Origin of the sequence: uncultured Thermosynechococcus sp. (assembly GCF_938074695.1) — a bacterium.
GTDB lineage: Bacteria > Cyanobacteriota > Cyanobacteriia > Thermosynechococcales > Thermosynechococcaceae > Thermosynechococcus.
On sequence record NZ_CALJEM010000029.1, the window covers coordinates 34,613 to 58,819 of the forward strand.

General features: G+C 54.3%; 22 protein-coding genes. 17 read left to right on the forward strand and 5 right to left on the reverse strand.

Going from position 1 to position 24,207, the window contains the following annotated elements; all coding sequences use genetic code 11:
- Nucleotides 1-8 precede the first annotated feature (8 nt).
- Nucleotides 9-608 (reverse strand): NAD(P)H-quinone oxidoreductase subunit I, encoded by a 600-nt coding sequence (ndhI, locus tag Q0683_RS04920; RefSeq protein ID WP_298611888.1) that lies wholly within the window; start codon nucleotides 606-608, stop codon nucleotides 9-11.
- 28 nt (nucleotides 609-636) lie between these two features.
- Nucleotides 637-1,755 carry an NADH-quinone oxidoreductase subunit NuoH gene (nuoH, locus tag Q0683_RS04925; RefSeq protein ID WP_298611885.1) on the reverse strand — a complete coding sequence of 373 codons (1,119 nt, stop codon included), beginning with the start codon at nucleotides 1,753-1,755 and terminating at the stop codon, nucleotides 637-639.
- 205 nt (nucleotides 1,756-1,960) lie between these two features.
- Between nuoH and Q0683_RS04930 the strand changes: the two genes are divergently transcribed.
- From Q0683_RS04930 to Q0683_RS04990, 13 genes are all read left to right on the forward strand, one after another.
- Nucleotides 1,961-3,274 carry a dihydroorotase gene (locus Q0683_RS04930; protein ID WP_298611882.1) on the forward strand — a complete coding sequence of 438 codons (1,314 nt, stop codon included), beginning with the start codon at nucleotides 1,961-1,963 and terminating at the stop codon, nucleotides 3,272-3,274.
- Between the two features lie 105 nt (nucleotides 3,275-3,379).
- A complete protein-coding gene (locus tag Q0683_RS04935) occupies nucleotides 3,380-4,336 on the forward strand; it encodes a UDP-glucuronic acid decarboxylase family protein (RefSeq protein ID WP_298611879.1) in 957 nt (318 codons plus the stop codon).
- A 14-nt stretch (nucleotides 4,337-4,350) separates the two neighbouring features.
- Nucleotides 4,351-5,730, forward strand: a complete 1,380-nt coding sequence (locus Q0683_RS04940; RefSeq protein ID WP_298611876.1) for a UDP-glucose/GDP-mannose dehydrogenase family protein — start codon at nucleotides 4,351-4,353, stop codon at nucleotides 5,728-5,730.
- Between the two features lie 2 nt (nucleotides 5,731-5,732).
- Entirely contained in the window at nucleotides 5,733-6,380 is a 648-nt protein-coding gene (locus Q0683_RS04945; RefSeq protein WP_298611872.1) for a ribonuclease HII, read from the forward strand.
- Nucleotides 6,381-6,415: 35 nt separating this feature from the next.
- The gene (gene pheT, locus Q0683_RS04950; protein WP_298611869.1) at nucleotides 6,416-8,878 is read left to right on the forward strand and encodes a phenylalanine--tRNA ligase subunit beta; all 2,463 of its coding nucleotides are present in this window, start codon (nucleotides 6,416-6,418) and stop codon (nucleotides 8,876-8,878) included.
- 21 nt (nucleotides 8,879-8,899) lie between these two features.
- Nucleotides 8,900-9,901: a biotin synthase BioB gene (bioB, locus tag Q0683_RS04955; RefSeq protein WP_366142483.1), complete on the forward strand. Its 1,002-nt coding sequence runs from the start codon at nucleotides 8,900-8,902 to the stop codon at nucleotides 9,899-9,901.
- 259 nt (nucleotides 9,902-10,160) lie between these two features.
- Nucleotides 10,161-10,316 carry a hypothetical protein gene (locus tag Q0683_RS04960; protein WP_298611863.1) on the forward strand — a complete coding sequence of 52 codons (156 nt, stop codon included), beginning with the start codon at nucleotides 10,161-10,163 and terminating at the stop codon, nucleotides 10,314-10,316.
- A 52-nt stretch (nucleotides 10,317-10,368) separates the two neighbouring features.
- Nucleotides 10,369-11,703, forward strand: coding sequence for a four-carbon acid sugar kinase family protein (locus tag Q0683_RS04965; RefSeq protein WP_298976574.1), 1,335 nt, complete (start codon nucleotides 10,369-10,371; stop codon nucleotides 11,701-11,703).
- A gap of 94 nt (nucleotides 11,704-11,797) precedes the next feature.
- On the forward strand, nucleotides 11,798-12,172 hold the full coding sequence (locus tag Q0683_RS04970) for a cytochrome c (RefSeq protein WP_298611857.1): 375 nt from the start codon (nucleotides 11,798-11,800) through the stop codon (nucleotides 12,170-12,172).
- 99 nt (nucleotides 12,173-12,271) lie between these two features.
- Nucleotides 12,272-12,487: a regulatory protein SipA gene (gene sipA, locus Q0683_RS04975; protein ID WP_298611854.1), complete on the forward strand. Its 216-nt coding sequence runs from the start codon at nucleotides 12,272-12,274 to the stop codon at nucleotides 12,485-12,487.
- 12 nt (nucleotides 12,488-12,499) lie between these two features.
- Nucleotides 12,500-13,639, forward strand: coding sequence for a TPR domain-containing glycosyltransferase (locus Q0683_RS04980; RefSeq protein WP_298611851.1), 1,140 nt, complete (start codon nucleotides 12,500-12,502; stop codon nucleotides 13,637-13,639).
- Nucleotides 13,640-13,778: 139 nt separating this feature from the next.
- Complete coding sequence (rlmN, locus tag Q0683_RS04985; protein WP_298611848.1) at nucleotides 13,779-14,792, forward strand: 23S rRNA (adenine(2503)-C(2))-methyltransferase RlmN; 1,014 nt, start codon at nucleotides 13,779-13,781, stop codon at nucleotides 14,790-14,792.
- 53 nt (nucleotides 14,793-14,845) lie between these two features.
- The gene (locus tag Q0683_RS04990) at nucleotides 14,846-16,711 is read left to right on the forward strand and encodes an NYN domain-containing protein (protein WP_298976577.1); all 1,866 of its coding nucleotides are present in this window, start codon (nucleotides 14,846-14,848) and stop codon (nucleotides 16,709-16,711) included.
- On the opposite strand, the gene Q0683_RS04995 is transcribed toward Q0683_RS04990, so the two are convergent.
- Complete coding sequence (locus Q0683_RS04995) at nucleotides 16,708-17,445, reverse strand: response regulator transcription factor (RefSeq protein ID WP_298611842.1); 738 nt, start codon at nucleotides 17,443-17,445, stop codon at nucleotides 16,708-16,710. The two genes, Q0683_RS04990 and Q0683_RS04995, sit on opposite strands and share 4 nt — an antisense overlap.
- A gap of 482 nt (nucleotides 17,446-17,927) precedes the next feature.
- On the opposite strand from Q0683_RS04995, the gene Q0683_RS05000 reads away from it, so the two are divergent.
- Nucleotides 17,928-19,595: a DUF3370 domain-containing protein gene (locus Q0683_RS05000; RefSeq protein WP_298976579.1), complete on the forward strand. Its 1,668-nt coding sequence runs from the start codon at nucleotides 17,928-17,930 to the stop codon at nucleotides 19,593-19,595.
- 4 nt (nucleotides 19,596-19,599) lie between these two features.
- Nucleotides 19,600-20,331: a metallophosphoesterase family protein gene (locus Q0683_RS05005; RefSeq protein WP_298611836.1), complete on the forward strand. Its 732-nt coding sequence runs from the start codon at nucleotides 19,600-19,602 to the stop codon at nucleotides 20,329-20,331.
- On the opposite strand, the gene lspA is transcribed toward Q0683_RS05005, so the two are convergent.
- A complete protein-coding gene (lspA, locus tag Q0683_RS05010; RefSeq protein WP_298617076.1) occupies nucleotides 20,328-20,804 on the reverse strand; it encodes a signal peptidase II in 477 nt (158 codons plus the stop codon). The genes Q0683_RS05005 and lspA overlap by 4 nt on opposite strands.
- Nucleotides 20,801-21,880, reverse strand: a complete 1,080-nt coding sequence (locus Q0683_RS05015) for an Mrp/NBP35 family ATP-binding protein (RefSeq protein WP_298611830.1) — start codon at nucleotides 21,878-21,880, stop codon at nucleotides 20,801-20,803. Before Q0683_RS05015 ends, lspA begins: the two co-directional genes overlap by 4 nt.
- A gap of 210 nt (nucleotides 21,881-22,090) precedes the next feature.
- Between Q0683_RS05015 and guaA the strand changes: the two genes are divergently transcribed.
- Together guaA and Q0683_RS05025 are read left to right on the forward strand one after the other, a co-directional pair.
- The gene (gene guaA, locus Q0683_RS05020) at nucleotides 22,091-23,698 is read left to right on the forward strand and encodes a glutamine-hydrolyzing GMP synthase (RefSeq protein WP_298976582.1); all 1,608 of its coding nucleotides are present in this window, start codon (nucleotides 22,091-22,093) and stop codon (nucleotides 23,696-23,698) included.
- A gap of 60 nt (nucleotides 23,699-23,758) precedes the next feature.
- Nucleotides 23,759-24,139, forward strand: coding sequence for a hypothetical protein (locus Q0683_RS05025; protein WP_298976584.1), 381 nt, complete (start codon nucleotides 23,759-23,761; stop codon nucleotides 24,137-24,139).
- Nucleotides 24,140-24,207: the final 68 nt, after the last annotated feature.

A 24,207-nucleotide genomic window follows, 5' to 3' on the forward strand; every position in this document is an offset into this window, starting at 1 on the left:
AGCAACTCCTAGTTCTCAGATGTTTCAGAGGTCTTGGTCATATTGGCGATCGCCTCCGGACGCTCTCCCGCCCGTTGGGCACCTGGGGGCAACTCATGGCCAGACATGACCCCTGCCGGCAGGTAAGCAAATTCGCGAATCGGCGTTACCATCGGGTCTTGAGTTACCTTGTAGGGAATGCGCCCCATTGCCACACTGTCGTAGTTCAGCTCATGGCGATCGTAGGTGGCCAGTTCGTACTCCTCTGTTACTGAGAGGCAATTGGTGGGGCAGTACTCGACGCAGTTGGCACAGAAAATGCACACCCCAAAGTCAATGCTATAGTGCCTGAGTTCTTTCTTTTTAATCTCTTTGTTAAAGACCCAATCTACCACCGGCAGATTAATGGGGCAGACGCGCACGCACACTTCACAGGCAATGCACTTGTCAAATTCAAAGTGAATCCGCCCCCGAAATCGTTCTGAAGGAATGAGTTTTTCGTAGGGGTACTGTACGGTAATGGGTCGCCGTCGCATGTGATCAAAGGTCACCGATAGGCCTTGACCAATATACTTGGCAGACTGCACTGCCTCTTTGGCATAGTTGGTAATCTGATGGAGGAATTTCATGGGTCACCTCATGGAAATAGGGAGTTTCTTAACCGCCAAAGGCAAGGGGAAAGGCAAGCTTCAAGCCTGCTGTGAGCAACAAGTTCACCAGACCCACTGGGAGTAGAAATTTCCAGCCTAGGTCTAGGAGTTGGTCAATGCGCACACGGGGAACCGTCCACCGCAGCAGAATTGCCAAAAACACGAAGAAGTAGGCCTTTACTAAGGTCATTGTGATGCCCAGCACCGCAAAGGCAATCTGCAAAAAGGGATTAGTTTCGGGAATGCCAAGGAGATGGGCTATCGTTTCTAAGGGAATTGGGAAGCTCCACCCTCCGAAGTACAAGACACTCACCAGAAGCGCTGAAAGCACAAGGTTGACGTAGGCCCCTAGGTAAAAGAGGGCAAATTTCATGCCGGCGTACTCCGTTTGGTAGCCCGCCACAAGCTCCTCCTCTGCTTCCGGCAGGTCAAAGGGGAGACGCTCGCACTCGGCCAAAGCCGCAATCCAAAAGATCAAAAAGCCAATGGGTTGCCGCCAAACATTCCAACTGAGGATGCCATAGGCCGACTGCTGCTCGACAATTTCCACGGTGCTCAAGCCATTGGACATCATGGCCACCGCCAACACCGCTAAGGCAAGGGGAATCTCATAGCTAATAGATTGGGCAGCTGCCCGCAGACCCCCCAACAGGGAGTATTTGTTGTTGGAAGCATAGCCCGACATCAGCAGGCCAATGGGGGCAATACTGGAAAGGGCAATCCAGAGGAAAACGCCCATCGCCAAGTTGGAGATCAGTAGGTTTTGACCAAAGGGGACAATAATGTAGGACAAAAAGACGGGAATGACCACCACCGCCGGACCAAGGGTAAAGAGCCAGCGATCGCTATTCGCAGGGAGAACGTCTTCTTTGAAAATTAGTTTGAGGCCGTCGGCCAAGGGGGCCAAAATCCCCAAGGGGCCGATGTATTCAGGGCCAATACGCTGTTGCACCGCAGCAGAAATTTTCCGTTCGAGCCAAACTGCAACCAGCACCCCCACTGTAGCCACAATCAGCATCATTAACATTGGCAGGGGGAGCCATAGCAGTTTGGCCAAATCATGGGACAGGCCAAAGGATTCTAATGCACTGATGAATTGCCCCTGTAAGTCAATACCCGATTCCATAGCGATTTGATCGCGCCCCAGCTACAGACACGCTCTACAGTATAAAGGTTTTATTTCCGTTAAGAAGATAGATCTGAGACAAGTTTTTGTCGCAGTAGCTATTACAGATGTTTATAGTTTACAATTCTCTCCACAGTCCTCAAGTCTGACCGGTCGGTAAGACAGGGTAAAAAGTAAGTTTCAAAGGATTTTCTAGGAGAGCAGGGTGGCGATCGCGATTCAAAATGCGGTGATTTGTACCCCAGAGGGGGAACTGCGGCAACAACAGGTGCGCCTTGAGGGCAATCGCATTGCGGAGGTGGCCGAAACCGTCACCGTGAATCCCGGCGATACAGTAATTGATGCAACGGGTTTAACCCTGCTGCCTGGGGTGATTGACCCCCAAGTGCATTTTCGCGAACCGGGCTTAGAGCACAAAGAGGATCTATTCACCGCCAGTTGTGCCTGTGCCAAGGGGGGGGTCACCAGCTTTTTGGAAATGCCTAATACCCGTCCCCCAACGATTGATCAGGCCACCCTAGACGATAAACTGGCCCGCGCCGCCGCCAAATGTGTGGTGAACTATGGCTTTTTCATCGGTGCCACCAAGGACAACCTGGCTGTGCTCAACACCGTTCACCCCGTCTGTGGCATCAAGATTTTCATGGGGTCAATGCACGGCCCCCTCTTGGTGGATGAGGAGCCAATTTTAGACCGCATTTTCGGTGAGGGCAACCGCCTCATTGCCGTCCATGCCGAAGATCAAGGGCGGATCCGTGCCCGTCGCAAACAGTTTGCCGGCATCACCGATGTGGCGGTTCATTCGCAAATTCAAGATGAGATGGCTGCCCTCAACGCCACCCAGCTCGCGATTCAGCTCTCCCGCAAGTATGAGCGCCGCCTGCACATTCTCCATCTTTCCACCGGCATTGAAGTGGACTTTCTGCGCCAGCACAAGCTCCCGTGGGTCACAGTGGAAGTCACTCCCCAGCACTTGCTGCTGACCACGGAGGCCTACGCCAAAATTGGCTCCCTTGCCCAAATGAACCCGCCCCTGCGGACAGAGGAGGATAACAAGAAACTTTGGCAGGGACTATTGGAGGGGATAATTGATTTTATTGCCACGGATCATGCCCCCCACACCCTGGAGGAAAAGGCGCAGCCCTATCCCCAAAGTCCCTCCGGGATGCCAGGGGTAGAAACCGCTTTGCCGCTGATGTTGACCCAAGCTATGGCCGGTCGTTGTACGGTACCGCAGGTGGTGCGTTGGATGTCCACTGCGGTTGCGGCAGCCTACGAAATTCCCAATAAAGGCAAAATTGCCCCCGGCTATGATGCGGATCTTGTCCTGGTGGATTTGCAGACCTATCGCCCTGTGCGTCGTGAAGAACTGCTGACCAAGTGCGGTTGGAGTCCCTTTGAGGGCTGGGTATTGACAGGGTGGCCTGTTTACACCTTTGTCAATGGGGAGATTGTCTTTAGCCAAGGAACCGTGAATACTGCGGTGCGGGGACAGGCTCTTAAATTTGGTTTGGGCTAGGCGATCGCCCCCTAAAATCAGAGATTGCCGGCTTCCTGTGAACTCGTGTGAACTCGTGCTAATCTGAGGCAAGGGTATAGCATTTAGACAACACCAGACAACACAATGCGCATTCTGGTTACTGGGGGGGCTGGGTTTATTGGTTCCCATCTGGTCGATCGATTAATGGAAGCTGGTCACGAGGTGGTTTGCCTCGATAACTACTTCACAGGCACAAAGCGCAATCTACTGCGTTGGCTGGGGCACCCGAATTTTGAGCTTATCCGCCACGACATCACTGACCCCATTCGCCTTGAAGTGGATCAAATCTATCACTTGGCCTGCCCGGCCTCCCCCGTTCACTACCAGTACAACCCCGTTAAGACCATTAAAACCAATGTCATGGGCACCCTCCACATGCTGGGGTTGGCCAAACGCGTGAAGGCGCGGTTTCTTCTTGCCTCCACCTCAGAAGTCTATGGCAACCCGCTGGTGCATCCCCAAGTGGAATCCTACTGGGGTCATGTCAACCCCATTGGCATTCGAGCCTGCTATGACGAAGGCAAACGCGTTGCCGAAACCCTTACGTTTGACTACCACCGCCAGAATAATGTGGATGTTCGGGTGGCACGGATTTTCAATACCTATGGCCCGCGGATGCAGGTCAATGATGGCCGAGTGGTAAGCAATTTTATTGTCCAAGCGTTACAGGGTGTTCCCCTCACCGTCTATGGGGATGGCTCCCAAACCCGCAGTTTTTGCTATGTCAGCGATTTGGTCGAAGGCTTGATTCGGCTGATGAATAGCGATTACATTGGCCCTGTGAACCTTGGCAACCCCGATGAGTACACCGTGCTGGAGCTGGCGCAAAAAATCCAAGCCCTGATTAATCCGGGGGTGGAAATTCAGTTCAAGCCCCTGCCCAGTGATGACCCCCAGCGTCGTCGTCCCGACATTACCCTTGCCCGCACGGTGTTGAACTGGCAGCCAACCGTTCCCCTCCTAGAGGGGCTGCAGCGCACAATTCCTGACTTCGCCGAGCGGTTGGGCGTACCCTACACCCCTATGATGGTAGAGGTTTAGGGAGGTGACCAAGAATGCGGGTTTGTGTCATTGGCACCGGCTATGTGGGTCTGGTGACGGGGGTATGTTTGGCACATATCGGCCATGAGGTGCTGTGCATAGACAACAACATTGATAAAGTTAAGCTACTGCAACGGGGGGAATCTCCAATTTACGAACCCGGCTTGACGGAGTTGCTCCGTGGTTGCATTGCCAGTGGCCGCATCAGCTTCAGTAGTGATCTTGGCGCTGGAGTGGAGTTTGGTGAAGTGCTCTTTATTGCCGTCGGCACACCGGCTCTGCCGAATGGCGAAACGGATACCCGCTATGTGGAAGCCGTTGCGCGGGGCATTGGAGCCCATTTGTCTTTGGGATACAAGGTCATTGTCAATAAATCCACCGTGCCGATTGGCTCAGGGGACTGGGTGCGGATGATCATTTTGGATGGTGTTGTGGAGCGAGAACCGGCGTTAGCCGATGCGATTAGAGCTGGAGCCACCCATCCGCCGTTGGATTTTGATGTGGTCAGTAACCCTGAATTCTTGCGGGAAGGCTCAGCGATCTATGACACCTTTAATCCCGATCGCATTGTTTTGGGCAGTAGTAGCCGCAAGGCCATTGAAATCATGCAGGAACTCTATGCACCGATCATTGAGCGCAAGTACGCCGTTGATCCCACCTTGCCGCCCGTACCTGTGTTGGTCACAGATCTCAGTTCAGCAGAAATGATTAAGTACGCTGCCAATGCCTTTTTGGCCACTAAAATCAGCTTTATTAACGAAATTGCCAATATTTGCGATCGCGTGGGTGCAGATGTGGTTCAAGTGGCCAAGGGGATTGGCTTAGATTCCCGCATTGGTGAGAAATTTCTCCAAGCGGGCTTGGGTTGGGGCGGCTCCTGTTTTCCTAAGGATGTCTCGGCCTTAATTCACACGGCGGCGGACTACGGCTACGATGCCCAGTTGCTCAAAGCAGCCGTTCAAGTGAACCAGCGGCAACGCTTTGTTGTCATTGAAAAACTGCAACAGGTGCTCAAAATCCTCAAGGGTAAGACCATTGGCCTTTTGGGGCTAACGTTTAAGCCCAACACCGATGATCTGCGGGACGCCCCTGCTTTGAATCTGATTGAGGAGCTGCATCGCTTGGGGGCCAAGGTGAAGGCCTATGACCCCCTTGTGTCCCAGTCCGGCCTACGCTCAGGTCTTTCCCATGTGATTGTGGAAACGGATCTGCTGCACCTCGCCGACGGCTGTGATGCTCTAGTACTGGTGACGGACTGGCCCCAGTTCCAAGAGGTGGATTATGGGGAATTGGCCAAGGTGATGCACCAACCTGTGATCGTTGACGGCCGCAATTTCTTGGATCGTGGGGGGCTAGAAGCTCTGGGCTTTCGCTATGTCGGGATTGGCCACTAGGTATGGGGCTGCCCAGTTTGATCTATGAGCAGACCTACTGGCGGCAGGGGTATTGCCGTATTGTTGGTGTGGATGAAGTGGGTCGCGGTTGTTTAGCAGGGCCAGTGGTAGCGGCAGCCGTGATTCTGCCTGTGGACTGTGTGCCCCTTCCAGGGGTGCGGGATTCCAAGCTGTTGAGTGGCCGCCAGCGATCGCGCCTCTTTGCAGAAATTTGTAACCAAGCGATCGCTATTGGCATTGGCAGTGCTAGTGTGAGGGAAATTGATCAGGTGAACATTCTGCAAGCTACCTATCGAGCAATGGCACGTGCCCTTGCACGGGTTGCCCCTTGGGATCACGCTCTGATTGACGGCAAGTTAACAAAAACGGCGCCCTTTGCAAAGGTAACGGCCATTGTGGGGGGCGATCGCCACAGCTACACCATTGCCTGTGCTTCAATCATTGCCAAAGTGTGGCGCGATCGCCTTATGGCAGGCCTAGCCCGCCACTATCCCCAGTACGGCTGGGAACGCAATGTGGGCTATGGAACCCCCCAACACCGTCAAGCCCTTATCCAGTATGGTCCGACCCCTTGGCATCGGCAATCCTTCTTAAAATCCTTGCTGCATCCCGACTCACTTGTGCAATGCCATCGGAGGAGAGTAGGCTGAAAAATGGCAGAGTATGACGTTTTTTTGAGGATTCCATGCGGGTTTCCCTTCGCTGGCTACGGGAATTAGTGGCTGTTGATCTGGATGTGGCGACTTTGGCCGATCGCCTGACGATGGCGGGGTTTGAAGTCGAAGAGATTGAAGATCGACGCACATGGGCGGAAGGGGTTGTTGTGGGTTACATTTTGGCCTGTGAACCCCATCCCAACGCACAGAAATTGCGTGTCTGCCAAGTGGATGTGGGTCAAGGAGAACCCCGCACCATTGTTTGTGGGGCACCGAATGCCGCAGCCGGCTTGTATGTGCCAGTGGCATTACCGGGAGCCTATTTGGCCAAAATTGATTTGAAAATTCGACCGACAACACTGCGGGGCGTCAAGTCTGAGGGCATGATCTGCTCCCTTGCGGAATTGGGTTTAGCCAAGGAATCTGAGGGTATTCACACATTCGCTCATGGAGTGACGGTGGGTGAAGATGTACGTCCCCTTCTTGGCTTAGATGATGTCATTTTGCACTTGACCTCCACCGCCAACCGTGCAGATGCCTTGAGTATGGTGGGCATTGCCCGCGAGGTAGCAGCCCTTACTGGTGCGCCCTTGACACTCCCTAGCCCAAGGGCGATCGCTCCGAAAAAATCCCGTGCCAAGGCGCCTGTACAACTGGCAATCGCTGACCCCCAGGCTTGCCCGGCCTACTGTGGCACCCTCATCACCAATGTTCAGATTGCGCCCTCGCCCCCTTGGCTCCAACAGCGCCTAGAGGCTGCCGGTTTGCGTGCCATCAATAATGTTGTAGATATTACCAACTACATTCTCCTGAAATGGGGGCAGCCCCTCCATGCCTTTGATTGGGATCGCCTCCAGGCCGTTGCTGGCCAGACCCCAGTGACAGTGGGAGTGCGCTTTGCCAAGGCAGGGGAAACCCTGAAAACCCTCGATGGCGAGGAGCGGCTGTTGAACTCAGATCATCTGCTGATTACCGCTGGTGACGTACCCGTTGCCCTTGCGGGCGTGATGGGGGGTGAAGCCACAGAGGTTTACAGGGGAACAAAGAATGTATTCCTTGAAGCCGCTCTTTTTGCCAGCCCAGTAATTCGGCGATCGAGCCGTGCCCAAGGATTGCGCACAGAAGCCTCCGCTCGCTATGAACGGGGCGTGAATTTCGCAGAACTGGAGGCCGCCACCGCAGAAGCGATCGCCCTGCTAACCGAGCTTGCCCAAGGGACAGTTGCCTACACTACCCTCGTGGATCGGCGACCCCCCCTAGAACGCACCCTGACCCTGCGGCTGGAACAAGTGCATCGCCTCCTAGGGGCAGTGATTGCCGAAGACGAGAGCGACGACCTAGCCTACCTAGACGCCGCAACGGTAGAAGAGCTGCTGCACCGCTTGGGGTTTCGCCTTAGCCGTCAAAAAACCTTTGGGGAGGAACAGGTGGTGTGGTCTGTAACCGTGCCTCCCTACCGCTTCCGTGATATTGAGCGGGAGGTGGACTTAATTGAGGAAATTGCCCGGCTCTATGGCTACGACCGCTTTGAGGAAACCTTGCCAGCGCAAGCAGAGGTGGGCGCATTACCCCCAGAACTGACACTGCTGCGGGAACTGCGGGCAGCCTTTCGGGGGGCAGGTCTCACCGAACTGATGCACTATTCTTGGGTCAAGGGGGGACAGCCCAACCAAGTCACGGTGGTGAATCCGCTCGTGGCCGAGTTTTCATCCCTGCGTACGGATTTAATTACGGGTTTGGTACAGGCCTTCCGCTACAACCAAGAACAGGGGAACCCGCCTCTCAATGGCTTTGAGATTGGCCGTGTCTTTGGCCAAGATGAAGAGGGGTTGTGGGAAAGCGATCGCCTCGGTGGCATTATGGGTGGCGATCCTTGGCAGGGGAAATGGGTGCGTCGCTCTCAGCAGCCCCAGCCCTTAACTTGGTACGAAGCCAAGGGTGTTCTGGAGAGTGTTTTTCAGCGGTTTGGTCTGCAGGTGGAATATCAAAGCGATCGCCAAGATGAACGGCTCCATCCGGGACGGACAGCGGCTCTCTGCCTGAATGGAGAACGCCTCGGTATTTTTGGCCAATTACACCCCCAGTATGCGGCTACCCTAGACTTGCCGGCGGCGGTGTATGTCTTTGAACTGGATTTGGAGGTGCTCCTGAGCCGCCTTGAGGAACGCTATTGCCAAATCACCTTCCAACCCTTTTCAACCTATCCCGCCAGCGATCGCGACCTGGCCTTCTTTGCGCCAGCGGATCTCACTGTGGCTGAACTGAGCCGCACCATTTGGAAAGCTGCCGGGGGGCGCGACTCTCTCCTTGAGAGTGTTGAGGTTTTTGATGAGTACAGTGGCCCAGGCGTCCCTGAAGGCCAGCGCAGTTTGGCCTTTCGTCTGCGGTACCGCGCCAGCGATCGCACCCTCACCGAGGCAGAAGTGAATGAACTGCACCAGCGCATCCGCGACAGCCTAGTGGAAAAATATGCTATTACCCTGCGTAGCTAAAAGAAAGACCCCATGAGCACAGTGTTAACCAGTGATTGGCAAGCCCTTGCCGATTTAGCCCTTGCCGGCGAATGCCTCAGCCGCGAGCAAGCCCGTGCAGTGCTACAGGCTCCTGACACCGAACTCCTGAATCAATTGGCGGCAGCCTACCGCGTGCGCTATCACTACTGGGGCAATCGCGTACGACTGCACTATCTCCTCAATGCCCAAAGTGGTCTGTGTCCAGAGGATTGCCACTACTGCTCCCAATCAAGAATCTCCGCCGCTGAGATTGAAAAGTATCCCCTGCTTTCCCAAGAGAAAATTCTGGCAGCAGCCGAGCGCGCGGCTCAACTCAAGGCCGGCACGTTTTGCATGGTGATTTCCGGGCGATCGCCCACCGAAAAGGTGTTTGAGCAGGTCCTTGCTGCAATTCGGGCGGTCAAGGAACGCTACCCCCTAAAAATTTGTGCCTGTCTGGGTCTGCTTACCCCTGAGCAAACGGCACGGCTGGCGGCAGCGGGCGTGGATCGGGTGAATCACAACCTGAATACCTCGGCAACCTTCTACGGTGAAATCTGCACTACCCACACCTTTGGCGATCGCGACCAGACCTTGGCCAATCTCCAAGCGGCAGGCATTCCCACCTGCTCTGGGGGCATCTTGGGCATGGGGGAATCCGATGACGACGTGATTGATCTTGCCCTTGCGTTGCGGCAGCGGCAGGTGACCAGTGTCCCCGTCAACTTTTTGATTCCAATTGCGGGAACGCCTCTGGCAGAACAGCACACCCTCAATCCCCGCCACTGTTTACGGATTCTTGTGCTCTTTCGGCTGCTTTTGCCGCGCCAAGAGATTCGTATTGCCGGTGGCCGCGAAGTACACCTGCGATCGCTCCAACCCCTGGGTCTCTATGCTGCCAACTCTATTTTTGTTGGCGACTACCTCACCACCCCCGGCCAAGCCCCCCACCAAGACTGGCAAATGATTGCCGATGCCGGCTTTGTGCTTGAGGATGCCGAAGGGCAGGCGATCGCTCCTTAACCTCTAGACTCCTCAGCCCTAAACTAGGAATGGGCAACCCTGTTTTGCGGCATCTCCGAGGGGCGTTGTGGCCGGCCTCTTGCGAGTGGTGGCGATTGTCTTCTTCACTATCGCCTAAAGCTTCTCAGCCTTACCCTTGCCACTCCCTCAACCACCGCCGATTTGCCCTATCTGTAGCAGCAAATTGCAATCTGCGGGAATACGTGAAAGTCTCTGGTCGCATTGGGGGGATCAGCCCCTGATCTGCGAGCGGAAGCAAGTGCCCTGTGTCCACTGGCGCATGCGTGTTAGCCGCGAATACGAACAGGTGAGGGAAACGGACGGCGAAGGACACAGTGAGGAGCAATCATCCGACTATTTCCTTGCACTGGGATGGGCACACCGGTGGCAACTGGCGGCAATTGAGTGCCGATGAGCGATCGCCCCGATGATACACTGCAAACGAAAGAGTGTCGGAGATACCTTCGGTGACGCGCCCAAAAATTATTGTCTTAGATGATGACCCCACCGGTTCGCAAACGGTGCACAGTTGCCTGTTGTTGACCCGCTGGGATGTGGATACCCTCTGTCGTGGCCTCACCGATGCTGCGCCTATCTTTTTTATCCTCACCAATACCCGTGCCTTGGCACCGGAAATCGCGGCGGAGGTAACGCGCACAGTCTGTCGCCAGTTGAAGGAAGCGATCGCCCAAACGGGCACAACCGATTACATTGTTGTCAGTCGCTCCGACTCTACGCTCCGCGGCCACTATCCCCTTGAAACGGACGTGATTGCCGCTGAACTGGGCCCCTTTGATGCCCATTTTCTGGTGCCTGCCTTTCTGGAGGGGGGGCGGATCACCCGCGATAGCCGGCACTACCTCCTCGTTGACGGTCACCCTGTGCCTGTCCATGAAACCGAGTTTGCCCGCGATTCCGTTTTTGGCTACAACCACAGCTACTTGCCCGACTATGTAGCCGAAAAGACCCAAGGGCGGATTCCGGCAACAGCCGTAGAGCGCTTTGTCCTTGCCGATGTCCGCAATCCAGAGACCCTGCTCAGGCGCTTGACTCAGTTAACCGGCAATGTCTGTGCTGTTGTGGATGCCGAGACCCAAGGGGATTTAGACCAATTTGCAACGGCGGTGCTTCAGGTGACCGGTCAAGGCAAACGCTTTCTGTTTCGCAGTGCCGCGAGTTTACTGACTGCCCTCGCCCAATTGCCCCCCCAGCCCACCCCCCCAGAGGCAATGGCCGCCTATTGCCGCCCAGGTCGCTATGGCGCAGTTTTAGTAGGTTCCCACGTGCGCAAAACCACTGAGCAACTGACCGCCCTGCTGGAGGAACCCGATGTGTTGCCCATTGAAGTGCCAGTAGCACGATTGCGCGACAGTGCAGCGGCTGAACCTGAAATCATCGGCAAAGTCTTGGCGGCGGTGGATCAGGCGATCGCCGGTGGGAAAACCCCCGTCATCTTTACCAGTCGCGAAGAGCTAACCTTCGCGGATGCAGCAACACGATTGGCCTTTGGGCAGCGAGTCTCTGAGGTATTGATGGCAATTGTCCAACAGTTACCCGCCGATTTGCGCTACCTCATCAGTAAAGGAGGCATCACTTCTAACGATGTTCTGAGCAAGGGCTTAAACCTAGCCACGGTTCGTCTCTTAGGGCAAGTCCTTCCCGGCTGCTCCGTTGTGCGTACGGGCGCCGATCATCCCCGCTTTCCAGAGCTACCGGTGGTGCTGTTTCCCGGCAATGTCGGCGATCGCCAAGCTTTGCGTATGGTCTATCATCGCTTTCGGGGTAGGGGTACAGCAGCTTAGGAATAATTACTCACTTGCTTGAATTTCCCTAAGTTCAGGGTTTAGAATGCAGTTGCAACAATAATAAACAATTTTTAATCTCTCCCGATAAGTAATGGGTTTGGTCAACACGGTTGGGGCTAGATCAACGGTATGGCGCTGGCTGCTGCCCATCTTGGCAGTGCTGGTGGTAGGCGGCGGTTGGGGGGCTTCTCTCCTATTGCCCCTGCGGGATCCCTACATCCAATCCGTAAGGGCAGCGGTGGGCGATCCCAGTCGCGGCGAGCAAATTTTTATTCTCAACTGCGCCGGCTGTCATGGCATTGAGGGCAAAGGAGAAGTGGGGCCTAGTCTTGTGCAGATTAGTTACCGGCGATCGCAAGTGCAGCTCATTCAACAAATCATCAGCGGCAATACCCCCCCCATGCCCAAGTTTCAAGCCCAACCCCAAGACATGGCCGACCTATTGAGCTACTTGAAGACACTCTAAAGTTTTTGCCAAAAATTCCAGCGGTGAAGGCGGTATATTAGACGGTAGAGCGGAAATTGTGTTATCAACATTGCCAATTTTGAGCATCCTTTGGTGGGAATGGAAGAAGCCTTTGCAGTGGGCGATCGCGTTCGCCTTGTGGAACTGCCCCCCTATGTCAAAACCGCAGAACCGATGCCAATGTTGCGTCCATCCAGCATCCTGACTGTTGGTGAAGAAGGGGTGATCCTAGGTCAACAGCCGGGCAACTACTGGGTTGTGCGCCTAGAGCGGGGTGCCTTCTTGCTGGAAGCCAAGTATCTGAAGCGGCTGTAGTGCCTTGCTGCTATGGCTCCGTGGCTCTCCCTGTGCATGATTGTCAAAAACGAAGCCCATCAATTACGGCGCTGCTTGCAGTCGGTTCAGCCTTGGGTAGATGAAATAATTATTGTGGACACGGGTTCTACGGATAACACGATCGCCATTGCCCGCGAATTTACTCCCCATGTCCATTCCGTTGTCTGGCAAGCGGATTTTGCCGCCGCTCGCAATGCCGCCCTAGCCTACGCCACGGGGGAGTGGGTCTTTTACATTGATGCCGATGAGGAATTGGTGGTTACAGATCCCCGATGGCGAGATCAATTGACCGCCGAGAGTGCCGGTGCCATCAATCAGTGGAGTCTGTTGCGCCGTGAACAGGCAGAGGATCGCCACTGGAGCGAGTTTTGGAATGTCCGCTTTGGCCGCCGCTTCCCCGATCTGCACTTTGTCGGGGCACTCCACGAGCAACTGCATTATCGGGAACGTCCAGCCGTTCTGGGGGAACTCCAGGGGGTCTATCTCCTGCACCACAGTCAGCAAAGCCGAGCACAGTTCCTAGCCAAGCTTCGCGATCGCAATATCCCCATTCTTGAAAAAATGGTGCAGCAGGGCGATCGCCGACTTCTCACCCTCGTCTGTCTGGGCGACCACTACGCTGCCTGTGGGGATAATGAGCGGGCCCAAGCTTGGTACGAGCAAGCCCTTGAGCAGATCGCCCCTGCCATTGAACAGGGAATCCTTCCGAAGGAGACAACATGGCTGCGTCATCTCCTCTTTTGGGTCAGCTACCGTGCCTTTGAAGCCAAGGACTATGAAACGGCTCAATACTACCTCAGCTATGGCCTGCGTTTCTTTGACCGCTATCCGCCTCTGCTCTATGTGGCGGGGTTACTCATCTTTGAATTGGGCTTACCTCGGGGAGCTTTGCCCTACTTTCACCGCTGTTTAGATCTTTTTGAGGGGGGAACCTACGATCGCGCCGAACCTTTCGATCGCCAGTGGATGACCACTCAGCCTGCCTACAGCCTTGGCTATACCTACATGACCTTGCAAGAGCGCGATCGCGCCATTGCCTATTTTCAAAAGACCCTAGAATTTAACCCTGACTATCCCCCCGCTCAGATGTACCTGCAGCAACTGTTGACGGCATCGGTCAATCAATCGTAATCCGAGTGCCCGCCCCCGCTAATGGTGAACATTTTAGCCGAGGTTAAATTTTTGCCGTTGGCCTTGTTCACGAGGATGAAGTCCGAGGTTAGGTTAACAGTTTGTTAGGATCAAAGGGCAGTTTAATTGGTTTAAGACTATGGTACTGCTGGGACAGTCCGCAGCAGAACTCAAAGCATGGGTTGAAGCTCAAGGACAACCCGGCTATCGGGGGCAGCAATTACATCAATGGATCTATCAAAAAGGGGCGCGATCGCTCCAAGAAATTACGGTTTTTCCCAAGCAGTGGCGTGAGGCCCTCGCTGAGGTGGCAATTGGCCGCTCTCAACTTCGCTATCGCCATGATGCCCAAGATGGCACTGTGAAGCTCCTCTTGACCCTGGCCGATGGCGAAACTATTGAAACGGTGGGCATTCCCAGTGGCGATCGCCTGACGGCGTGTGTCTCTTCCCAAGTGGGCTGTCCGATGGCCTGTGATTTTTGTGCCACGGGTAAAGGGGGCTATCGCCGCAATCTGGCTAGCCATGAGATCATCGATCAGGTATTGACCATTCAAAGTGAAATGGGGCGTCGCGTCAGCCATGTCGTGTTTATGGGTATGGGCGAACCCCTGCTGAACTTAAAGGCCGTCCTCCAAGCCGTCACCTGCCTCAACCGTGATATTGGTATTGGTCAGCGGCACATAACGATTTCCACTGTAGGCATTCCCCAACAAATTCAGCGCCTAGCACAGCACCACTTGCAAACCACCCTTGCCGTCAGTCTCCATGCCCCCAACCAAAGCCTACGGGAGCAACTCATTCCCAGTGCCAAGCACTATCCCCTCAGCCAGTTAATTGCCGATTGTCGTGCCTATGTACAGCAAACGGGTCGCCGCGTTACTTTTGAATATACAGTTCTCGCTGCGGTGAACGATCGCCCCCACCATGCGGAGGAACTGGCGCACCTGTTGCGGGGATTTCAAAGCCATGTGAATCTGATCCCCTACAACCCCATTGCCGAGGCGGCCTACCGGCGTCCCACCGAGCAGCGATTGCGACAATTTCTGGCACAACTACAAGCCCTGGGTGTTACTGCAAGCATCCGGCGATCGCGGGGTCTAGACCGTCAAGCTGCCTGTGGTCAACTACGGCAAGCTCAACTCAGTGTCTAAACATTTTTTGCTATCATAACTTGCTAATTCTTGTAATTCCTATTGCATTTTGAATGAAACCTGAGCTTTGGTTTATTGCCCCTGTTAGCGCGATCGCCCTCGGTGGTATTACCACCCTGATTCAACCCCAACAACCCTTAGCCACACTTTTAGGAAGTGGCATCGGTGCCCTTGCCAGTGCTCCCTTCATTGAAAAGAACCAACGCCAGAGCGATCGCCTCCTTCGAGATATTCAGACCTTCCTCTCTTCCTCCCCAGAGACCCCAGAACTCAAGGTACTTCTCCTGCAAGAACTCGAGCAACAACGCCGACAACTCACCGACTTTGAACGGCAACTGCACCAAGTGTTTCCCGAAGCCTTGCGTCCGATTCGCAACGAGATAGCACAGACATTGCAAACCCTCAAGGACAATCTCAGAGACGCTGCCGTTAACACGCCGACGGCACAACAATTGGAGACGCTCATTGCAACCCTGCACACCCAGAGTGCTGCTCTGCAAACCATTCAAACCTTACTACAGAGACCCCAGCCGCCGGCAACCACCCTAAAAACCGCTGTCCTCTACGACATTGAGAACCTAGTCTTTAACCAAGGGCAGCGACTGGATCCCGCCAGAGTAAATGAGCTAGTCTCCTTAGAAAACATTTTTGAATCAATTAAAAAAGCCATTGATCTAGGGGAAATCGCCATCAAGCGTGCCTATGGCAACTGGCAAAATGAAGTTCTCCAAGCCCTTAATGCGCAGCTGGAGGAATTGCAAATCGAGCGGATAGGGGTCTATGGTCGCAATCACAATCAACGTAATGCAGCGGACATTCAACTTGCGCTTGATGCTATTGACCTCGCCTATCAGCATCCCGATATCAATACCTTTGTACTCATCTCCGGAGATGGTGGCTTTGGCTCCATTGCCTTGCGCTTGCGGGACTACGGTAAAACCGTGATTGGCTGTGCTTACCGTAACGCTGCCAGTGATAGCTTTCAGCGGGTGTGCCACCAATTTGTTTTCCTTGAAAATCCCTTCATTGACTCAGTACCCGCAATTAATGGTAGAAACGGCACCACACCTCGTCAATCCAGGGCAGAAAGTCGCACAGCACTACCCTCACCTCGGCGTCTGCCCATTGAACCGCTGAATTATGACCAAATTCCCCTCTCAGAAATTCGCCAACGGGAAACCAATAAACTATTGGAGCTATTCTCCTACTACACCGGCGATCCGGCAAAACGTCGGGAATTGGATCGGGGAATGGTTTTCAATACCGTATTTCTAGAAATGAAATCTGTAGCACCCCAATTGGATCCGCTGCGATTTGGCTTTTTCAAGCCCTCTGAATTAGTGGCCTACTTAACCGCGCAAAATCAATCAAAAATTGGGGAAATTGGCGTTGCGGTGAACAGTGGGTCGGGTAAAACCATTCTCTGCTGGCGAAATAACCTACCGCAAGGCTATACCCTCCGCACCTCTAGTCCCCAAAACATTCACACAGTCGCAATTTACCGTGGCATCTTTGCCGAGGAAGTGGCGGCGGATTTTTTACTGACTCAGGTGGGAGAGTGGTTAATTGAGCACCGCCCGCGCAATGCTCCTGTTGAGCCAATAATCAACATTATTCTTGAGCAAGCTCACAGACAACAACACCGCATTAGTCAGCAAGGAATCAAACGGGCGATCGCTAACTACGTCAGAGCTGGCATTCTCACACGCACAGCGAACACCCTCAGCCTCAACCCTGCCATCCAAGATTTTTCTAGTTTGGTCATCGAGCTGCAAACCTGTTTTCGCCGAGCTGTGGAAGAACGCCTCAGCAAGATTGGCGAGACGATCAATGAGCAGATCTTCGCCGAGGCCGTTCCCCTCAAGCCACTGAAATTGCCCACAGAAAGTCCAGAAAAGGCACCAGACTCCCATTCCTAGGACACATTAGAGGGATTGGGGGGTTCAATATGACTCGGCAGCTCTAAGCAGTACCCAGCGCCATAGACCGTTTTGATGTAGCGAGGACTGCGGGGATCGGGTTCTAGTTTTGTGCGCAGGTGACGCACATGAACGCGGATTGTCTCAATGTCATCATCGGGGTCATAGCCCCAGACTTCCTTGAGAATCTCACTGGGGGAAACGGTTTGGCCGTGGCGTTGCAGCAGGCAGTGCAGCAGTTCAAACTCAAGGCGCGTCAACTTAATAATTTTACCAAACCAAGAGACCTCAAATCGTTCGGGTATCAGCGTCAACGGGCCATAGCTGAGAATTTCTCGGTGTGCTGCGGTCGCCGGAATGCGATCGGCCCGTCGCAAAAGAGCACGTACCCGTGCCAGCATTTCCTCCAATTCAAAGGGCTTGGTGAGATAATCATCGGCACCGGCATTAAACCCCTCCACCTTGTTATGGGTTTGGCTGAGAGCTGTCAACATCAAAATCGGAATATCTTGGGTACGCGGATCGCGCCGCAGCCGCTGACAAATCGTAAAACCATCCACTTGAGGCAACATCAAGTCAAGAAGAATAAGATCGGGAGAGAGTTGCACAGCAAGGGCTTGCCCTTGCATCCCATCTAAGGACTTTGTAACCTCGTAGCCCGCCATTTGCAGGTTAATTGCCAAAACGTCAGCGATCGCAGGGTCATCATCAATGATTAAGATGCGGGGCTTCATAGGATAGACGGTACTCAATCCTCACGGGCGGTGAACTGCCGCTTCTGAGAGAATTATAAACATGCTTGCAAAGACCTTAAGAGTTTGTTGAGTTTCTTTAGATTTTCTCAATATTTGACGCCAACCTACGGATACAGGCCTTCCTCTAAAATAGGAGCTATACCTAGGAGATAAAAGACTGTCCTCATATCAGCTTGTGCAGTGTTAGGCGTGTTCAATCTATGGGACACTTAACGCTCTAACATTGGCCTAGACCACTTTTTAATCAGCCCTTATCAGCGTCTAAAACCCAGTTCTAGGCTGGCATCGCACAAAGCACCTAGACTGGAAAGACGCCCATGCCGCAACCTTCATGCGGTCTTCAGCGGATTTTCTACAAAGCTGGGCTATACTTTGGGAATGCAACTTTTGGGCAGAAACGATGATCCTGTCCTGACTTTTGCGAACTGCTCACTCGTGTAATGCTGTGGTTTGGATTGAATATGCTGGCTCCCATTCTTGTGGCACAAGCCGCTTTAGCCACTCCACCCCAACATTCATCCACCGTTGTGCAGGAATATTCGTCCCGCTCAAATGTTGTTGTTCAAGCCAATGCTCTACCCGCAAAGGCAGTGCCGCCGCGAGTCTCTGCGCCCCCCTCTGCAACAGCCTACGTCACACCAACCAATTTCGCCTATTTTCCCCAAGACATCCGTCCACTGCCTGGGCAATTAGATAATGTGCCGGTATTTAACAGCAACAGTCCAGAGATGGTGCGCTCTGAGGGGATTCTCCTTTCAACATTTCCACCCCAAGGGAAATGGCAACCGGCGGCTCACCTCAACTACCCCCTAGAGGGGCGCTTTGATGTCTTTGCCCACCACATTACTCAATCCAATCGGGCAGTAAGTAGGCCCACTCTCTACCTGGGGCTGCTGGCCTATAACCCAACAAATCACTATGTCACGGTGAGATTTCATCAAGCTGCTAGTTTCTTGAGTACTCCGGATGCTCCTTTCCGCAATTTGCCCGCCATACTCGATAACCCGACTGGTTTTGTCTTCTCAGGACCCGGCAGTCGAGTGACTAACCAAGTGCTGCGGGGGGTGCGGCAAACCTTCTTTCCCTCCCAGGTGACCATTCCCCCTCGCGAAGCGCGGATGCTAGCTAATCTGCCACTGCCGTTGCCTACTCAATTTCCCAATGCGGTACTCAATCGTGCCCGCGCAGAGTTTATACTCAATGCCGATGCCACGGTTGGCTCCAGGTTGCCTTTAATTCCGGATCCAAGTCCCTTTGGGGAGGTCTCCTCCTCCAATGGCCGCTCTACTTTGATGTATTTAGAAAGCAGTGGCCCGATTTACTTGGCACAAATGTCAATGTTTGCCCGCCTGAACGAGCAGGGCACAGAACGGGCACCTACCCTAGAGGAATGGTGGGCGATGCTCCATCGGGGTCAACTGGTTACCCCCCGTGACATCCCACCCACTCCCCCGAAGAGTAGTCAGTTTGGCCGCTTCTTTTATGGTCGCGTTGCTGGAGTAAGTCAGGGATCTCAATGGCAGGCCACCCTGACGGATGCTGAAAGGACTGTTCTGCATATCCCAGCTCCCGGACGAGCTATCTCCTATGGGATTAGTACGCTCCACCGAGGCACACTGGGCACCGGTCAAATTCAAAGTGCCCCCATGTTGGTGCGCTATCCTGACACTGCTTACTATGCCCACGGCAACTATGGGGTTCACTACAGCTTGACTTTACCTTTAATCAATCAGACCCGCCAATTTCAGTCAGTGGTGTTAACACTGCAAACTCCGGTCAAGCAAGATCACCGCAGTGTCACCCTCCGGTTTTTGGAGCCGCCGCCGCCCCAAGTCTTTTTCCGAGGGACGGTGCGGGTTCGCTTTGTAGATGATTTAGGACAGAGGCAAGAGCGCTATGTCCACTTGGTGCAGCGACGTGGTCAGCGGGGAGAACCATTAGTTACATTAAATATGCGTCCAGGTGAAAAACGGGATGTAACGGTGGATTTACTCTACCCACCCGATGCAACTCCGCCCCAGGTGTTGACAGTGGCTACCTTGCTCGGCTCTAGCTATGAGAACACCACCCAAGTCCCCTCGGCATCTCGATCTCTGTCTTTGACTCCTGCAACGGTACCTCAGGAGTAAGCGAGTGGGCGATCGCCTGATCCTGATCGGAGATGTCCACGGCCACTACGAAGGGCTGTGCCGCCTCCTGGATCTCCTCTCACCGAGGGTGGGCGATCGCCTGTACTTCCTTGGCGACCTTGTGGATCGAGGATCGAGTAGTGCCTCTGTCGTGGAATTAGTGCGTCAGTGTAGCTATGGTGCTGTGCGGGGCAACCACGAAGACATGATGCTCCTCACCTTTGAGGGCAAACAAATCAATGCTGCGCGGCTCTTTGCCTGGTGCAATAGTGGCGGTGATGCGACCCTTGCCAGCTACACGTCCACCGATTTGCTTTGGCAACATCTCGACTGGCTGCATACGGTTCCCCTCTATCAAGATTTAGGGGATGTGTTTGTTGTCCATGCGGGTCTGCATCCATGTCTTCCTCTAGAACAACAAACGCGCCGGGAATGCTGCTGGATCCGCGAACCCTTTTTCACTCACCCGACGCCCTACTTTAGGGATAAGACCATTGTTGTCGGCCATACCATTACATTTACATTTTCTGGTGTTGAACCAGGACAGCTGGTGCGCGGTACCGGCTGGTTAGGGATTGAAACTGGTGCCTACCATCGCCGTAGTGGTTGGTTAACAGCGCTCGACTGGACAAATCAGTGGGTGTATCAAGTCAATGTGCTCTACGGCGGTACCCGCCAAGGGGAATTGACCCAGTTTTTGGTGGATTTAGCGGATTTTTCTTGCAGTACCAGCTAACGCTGGCGCCACGCCGACCACAGCAGACAGGCAATGCCGATGTTAATGGCAATGTCGGCTACGTTAAAGACAGGAAACTGAATTAAGCGAAAATCTAAGAAGTCAACGACCTCGCCGGTGAGAAAGCGATCAATACCGTTGCCTAAAGCACCGCCGAGTAAACAGCCATAGCCCACCTGCTGCCAGCGATCTAAGCGCGGACCTAGGACTGCCCAAATGATCAGACCTAAGCTAACAATGAGGGACAGCCAGCGTAACCAGAGACTGCCGTTGGCAAAGAGGCTAAAAGCCGCGCCGGTATTGGCGACGTAAGTAATATGAAAAACACCGGGGATAATTGGCGTTGTTTGCGGTGGCACTGTTAGGGCATAAGTAGCCAAAATCCACTCTTTGGTCAGGCGATCGCTGATTAAGGCAAGGCTAGAAGCCCACCAAAAGAGGGGGTTCTTGATCTTGAGTTGCTGACTACTCATCCCACGGCACTGAGGGCGGCCACGGAGACCCGTGCTGCTACCTGTTGGGCGATCGCCCGCAGGGCTTGAGCGGAAGCTGACTGTGGATCACTGATGAGAATCGGCTGACCCAAATCTCCCCCTTCCCGCACAGGCAACTCCAAGGGCACCTGTCCCAAAAGGGGCACTCCCATCTCTGCCGCTAGGGCTTCGCCGCCGCCACTGCCAAAAATGTCATAGCGACGATTGGGCAGATCGGGGGGGATAAAGTAGCTCATATTTTCCACCAGACCGAGAACCGTTACCCCCAGTTGCTGAAACATCCGCAAGCCGCGCCGGGCATCCCCAAGGGCAACGGGTTGCGGTGTAGTCACAATCACCACCCCTGCCATGGGCACTGCCTGCGCCAGAGTGAGTTGCGCATCCCCAGTGCCGGGGGGTAAATCCACAATCAGATAGTCTAGACTTCCCCAATCGCTTTGGTAGAGAAATTGGCGAATAATGCCATTGAGCATAGGACCGCGCCAAATCACCGGCTGATCGCGCTCAATCAGGAAGGCCATGGAGACCACCTTTAGGCCGTGGGCAACTGGGGGTACCAGGACCTCTCCTCTGGCTTCCTTGCGTACTTCGACAATGGCCTCCTCTAGTCCCAGCATTGTGGGTACATTGGGGCCATAGATGTCGGCATCAATCATGCCAACCGCTGCGCCGGCTTGGGCAAGGGCAAGGGCTAAATTCACGGCAACGGTACTTTTGCCGACCCCCCCTTTACCGCTGGAGACGGCAATGATGTTCTTGACCCCCGGTATATCGGTGCGATCGGGCAGGCTTTTTTGCTGCGGCGTTTCGGCGGTAACCGCCACTTGCACATCCATCACCCCCGGCAGAGTAAAGACGGCTTTTTTGCAATCCTCCACAATAAATTCCCGCAGAGGGCAGGCGGGGGTTGTCAGCACCAAGGTAAAGCGAACCGTGCCCTCCTCAATGGCGACATCGCGGATCATGTTCAACTCCACCAGCGATCGCCGCAGCTCGGGATCTTCCACGGGACGGAGCACGGCCAACACAGACTCAACGGTAAGAGGGGCACTCATGCAGATGATTCATTACAGTGGCTACTTAGATAGCGATCGTACCACTGTTGGGCAGATTCCCCCGCCCACCACAGCAGTGATACAGCCCTGTGCCCGAGAATGCCATAGGCCTAAGAGAGCTAAAACGGCTCTCAGACAGGATTACACTATTTCAGAAAAGGGCGGTATTCTGGAAAATATTAGCTATTTGGGATCAGAAGGACTGCAACGTTGACTCACTCCACCCTCCACCAACCTGCCACAGCCGCCGGCCAAGGCCTGCAACGCCAACTCATTGTCATTCTCGATTTTGGGTCACAATACTCCGAACTCATTGCCCGCCGCATTCGGGAAACCCAGGTCTATTCCGAGGTCATTTCCTACCGCACCACCGCTGAGCAACTGGCGCAATTGGCACCCAAGGGCATTATTCTCTCCGGTGGTCCTAGCTCTGTCTATGACGAGAATGCGCCCCAATGCGATCCTGAGATTTGGAACTTGGGGATTCCTATCCTTGGGGTGTGCTATGGCATGCAACTGATGGTGCAACAGTTGGGGGGAACTGTAGAACGAGCCAGCGCTGGGGAGTACGGGAAGGCAGCGCTCTTTATTGATGACCCCACAGATCTGCTCACCAATGTGGAGCAGGAAACGATTATGTGGATGAGTCATGGTGATAGCGTGACCAAGTTGCCCCCCGGTTTTCGCGTCCTAGCCCATACCCACAATACGCCAATGGCGGCGATCGCCCATCCAGAGCGGAAACTCTATGGCGTTCAGTTCCACCCAGAGGTGGTGCATTCCGTAGGCGGCATTGCCCTAATCCGCAACTTTGTCTATCACATTTGCGACTGCGAACCCACTTGGACCACTGCCGCCTTTGTCGAAGAAGCCATCCGCGAAGTGCGCGCCAAAGTGGGGGACAAACGGGTTCTCCTTGCTTTATCCGGGGGAGTGGATTCCTCCACCTTGGCCTTTTTACTCCACCGGGCAATAGGGGATCAACTCACCTGCATGTTCATTGATCAGGGCTTTATGCGCAAAGGGGAACCTGAGCGCCTCCTCAAGCTCTTTCAGGAGCAATTTCACATCAAGGTGGAGTACATCAATGCCCGCGATCGCTTCCTTGCCCAGTTAGCGGGGGTCACCGACCCCGAAGAAAAGCGCAAACGCATTGGCCATGAGTTTATCCGTGTTTTTGAGGAAGAGTCCCAGCGGCTGGGACCGTTTGACTACCTGGCTCAGGGAACACTCTATCCCGATGTCATTGAATCGGCCAATACGAACATTGACCCCCAAACTGGTGAGCGCGTTGCTGTTAAAATCAAGAGCCATCACAATGTGGGCGGCCTTCCTGAAAATCTCCGCTTTAAGCTAGTGGAACCCCTGCGGAAACTCTTTAAGGATGAAGTACGCCAAGTGGGGCGATCGCTGGGGCTGCCCGAAGAGATTGTGCAACGGCATCCCTTTCCCGGTCCGGGTTTAGCGATTCGGATTCTGGGGGAAGTCACCCCTGAACGCCTAGAAATTCTGCGGGAGGCGGACTACATTGTGCGGCAGGAAATTAACCGCGCCGAGATGTACCACGACTTTTGGCAAGCCTTTGCCGTACTGTTGCCAATTCGCACCGTGGGGGTGATGGGAGATCAGCGCACCTATGCCTATCCGGTGGTGCTGCGGTTTGTGACCAGTGAAGATGGCATGACCGCCGACTGGGCACGAGTGCCCTACGACCTCCTTGAGCGCATTTCCAACCGCATTGTCAACGAAGTACCGGGGGTGAATCGGGTCGTCTATGACATTACCTCCAAGCCCCCCGGCACCATTGAGTGGGAATAAACTTGCCGGCCAGAGGTGCGATAGTTTAATTGGAAGAGAGGATGGTGTGAGTGATGTGGCATGAATAGCAAATGGGTACTGGTCTTCGGTTTCAGTGCAAGTGCCTGGTTGCCCTTAGGAGCAACGGCGCAGTCTAGCCCACCCCAATGGCAAATTGAGGATCGGTTAACAACTCCCCCATCCTTTGAGGTAGCACCAACGGCGGAAGCATTGCCCCAATGGCAAGCCGTTCCCGAACCCAGTGGCGATCGCCCTTGGCAGCCAGCAACGCCCGAAGAACTGGCGCAACCCATCTTACCCCCCATGGCTGAGCAGGCACCGACGCCGGTCATTGCCGAAGCACCCCAGTATCGCATTCCTCTCCCCTACTGCCTAGGTTTCGCCGTGGGTCTCGGCAAGCTCTCACGGAGCGCGATCGCTATCTGCTCTTCAATGGTTTGACCCTCACCTCTGCTGGCACGCTGGAGCCGGGGATGTTCCACTTACGAGCTAACACAGGCACAGCGGGA

What these genes read in the sequence shown, in the direction of transcription:
- Q0683_RS05000 (WP_298976579.1), top strand. Translation starts at nt 17,928, where the DNA reads ATGCTGGCTCCCATTCTTGTGGCACAAGCCGCTTTAGCCACTCCACCC.
- Q0683_RS04940 (WP_298611876.1), top strand. Translation starts at nt 4,351, where the DNA reads ATGCGGGTTTGTGTCATTGGCACCGGCTATGTGGGTCTGGTGACGGGG.
- Q0683_RS04970 (WP_298611857.1), top strand. Translation starts at nt 11,798, where the DNA reads ATGGGTTTGGTCAACACGGTTGGGGCTAGATCAACGGTATGGCGCTGG.
- nuoH (WP_298611885.1), bottom strand. Translation starts at nt 1,755, where the DNA reads ATGGAATCGGGTATTGACTTACAGGGGCAATTCATCAGTGCATTAGAA.
- pheT (WP_298611869.1), top strand. Translation starts at nt 6,416, where the DNA reads ATGCGGGTTTCCCTTCGCTGGCTACGGGAATTAGTGGCTGTTGATCTG.
- lspA (WP_298617076.1), bottom strand. Translation starts at nt 20,804, where the DNA reads ATGAGTAGTCAGCAACTCAAGATCAAGAACCCCCTCTTTTGGTGGGCT.
- Q0683_RS04980 (WP_298611851.1), top strand. Translation starts at nt 12,500, where the DNA reads ATGGCTCCGTGGCTCTCCCTGTGCATGATTGTCAAAAACGAAGCCCAT.
- Q0683_RS04935 (WP_298611879.1), top strand. Translation starts at nt 3,380, where the DNA reads ATGCGCATTCTGGTTACTGGGGGGGCTGGGTTTATTGGTTCCCATCTG.
- Q0683_RS04995 (WP_298611842.1), bottom strand. Translation starts at nt 17,445, where the DNA reads ATGAAGCCCCGCATCTTAATCATTGATGATGACCCTGCGATCGCTGAC.
- rlmN (WP_298611848.1), top strand. Translation starts at nt 13,779, where the DNA reads ATGGTACTGCTGGGACAGTCCGCAGCAGAACTCAAAGCATGGGTTGAA.
- Q0683_RS04990 (WP_298976577.1), top strand. Translation starts at nt 14,846, where the DNA reads ATGAAACCTGAGCTTTGGTTTATTGCCCCTGTTAGCGCGATCGCCCTC.
- Q0683_RS05015 (WP_298611830.1), bottom strand. Translation starts at nt 21,880, where the DNA reads ATGAGTGCCCCTCTTACCGTTGAGTCTGTGTTGGCCGTGCTCCGTCCC.
- Q0683_RS05025 (WP_298976584.1), top strand. Translation starts at nt 23,759, where the DNA reads ATGAATAGCAAATGGGTACTGGTCTTCGGTTTCAGTGCAAGTGCCTGG.
- Q0683_RS04945 (WP_298611872.1), top strand. Translation starts at nt 5,733, where the DNA reads ATGGGGCTGCCCAGTTTGATCTATGAGCAGACCTACTGGCGGCAGGGG.
- ndhI (WP_298611888.1), bottom strand. Translation starts at nt 608, where the DNA reads ATGAAATTCCTCCATCAGATTACCAACTATGCCAAAGAGGCAGTGCAG.
- sipA (WP_298611854.1), top strand. Translation starts at nt 12,272, where the DNA reads ATGGAAGAAGCCTTTGCAGTGGGCGATCGCGTTCGCCTTGTGGAACTG.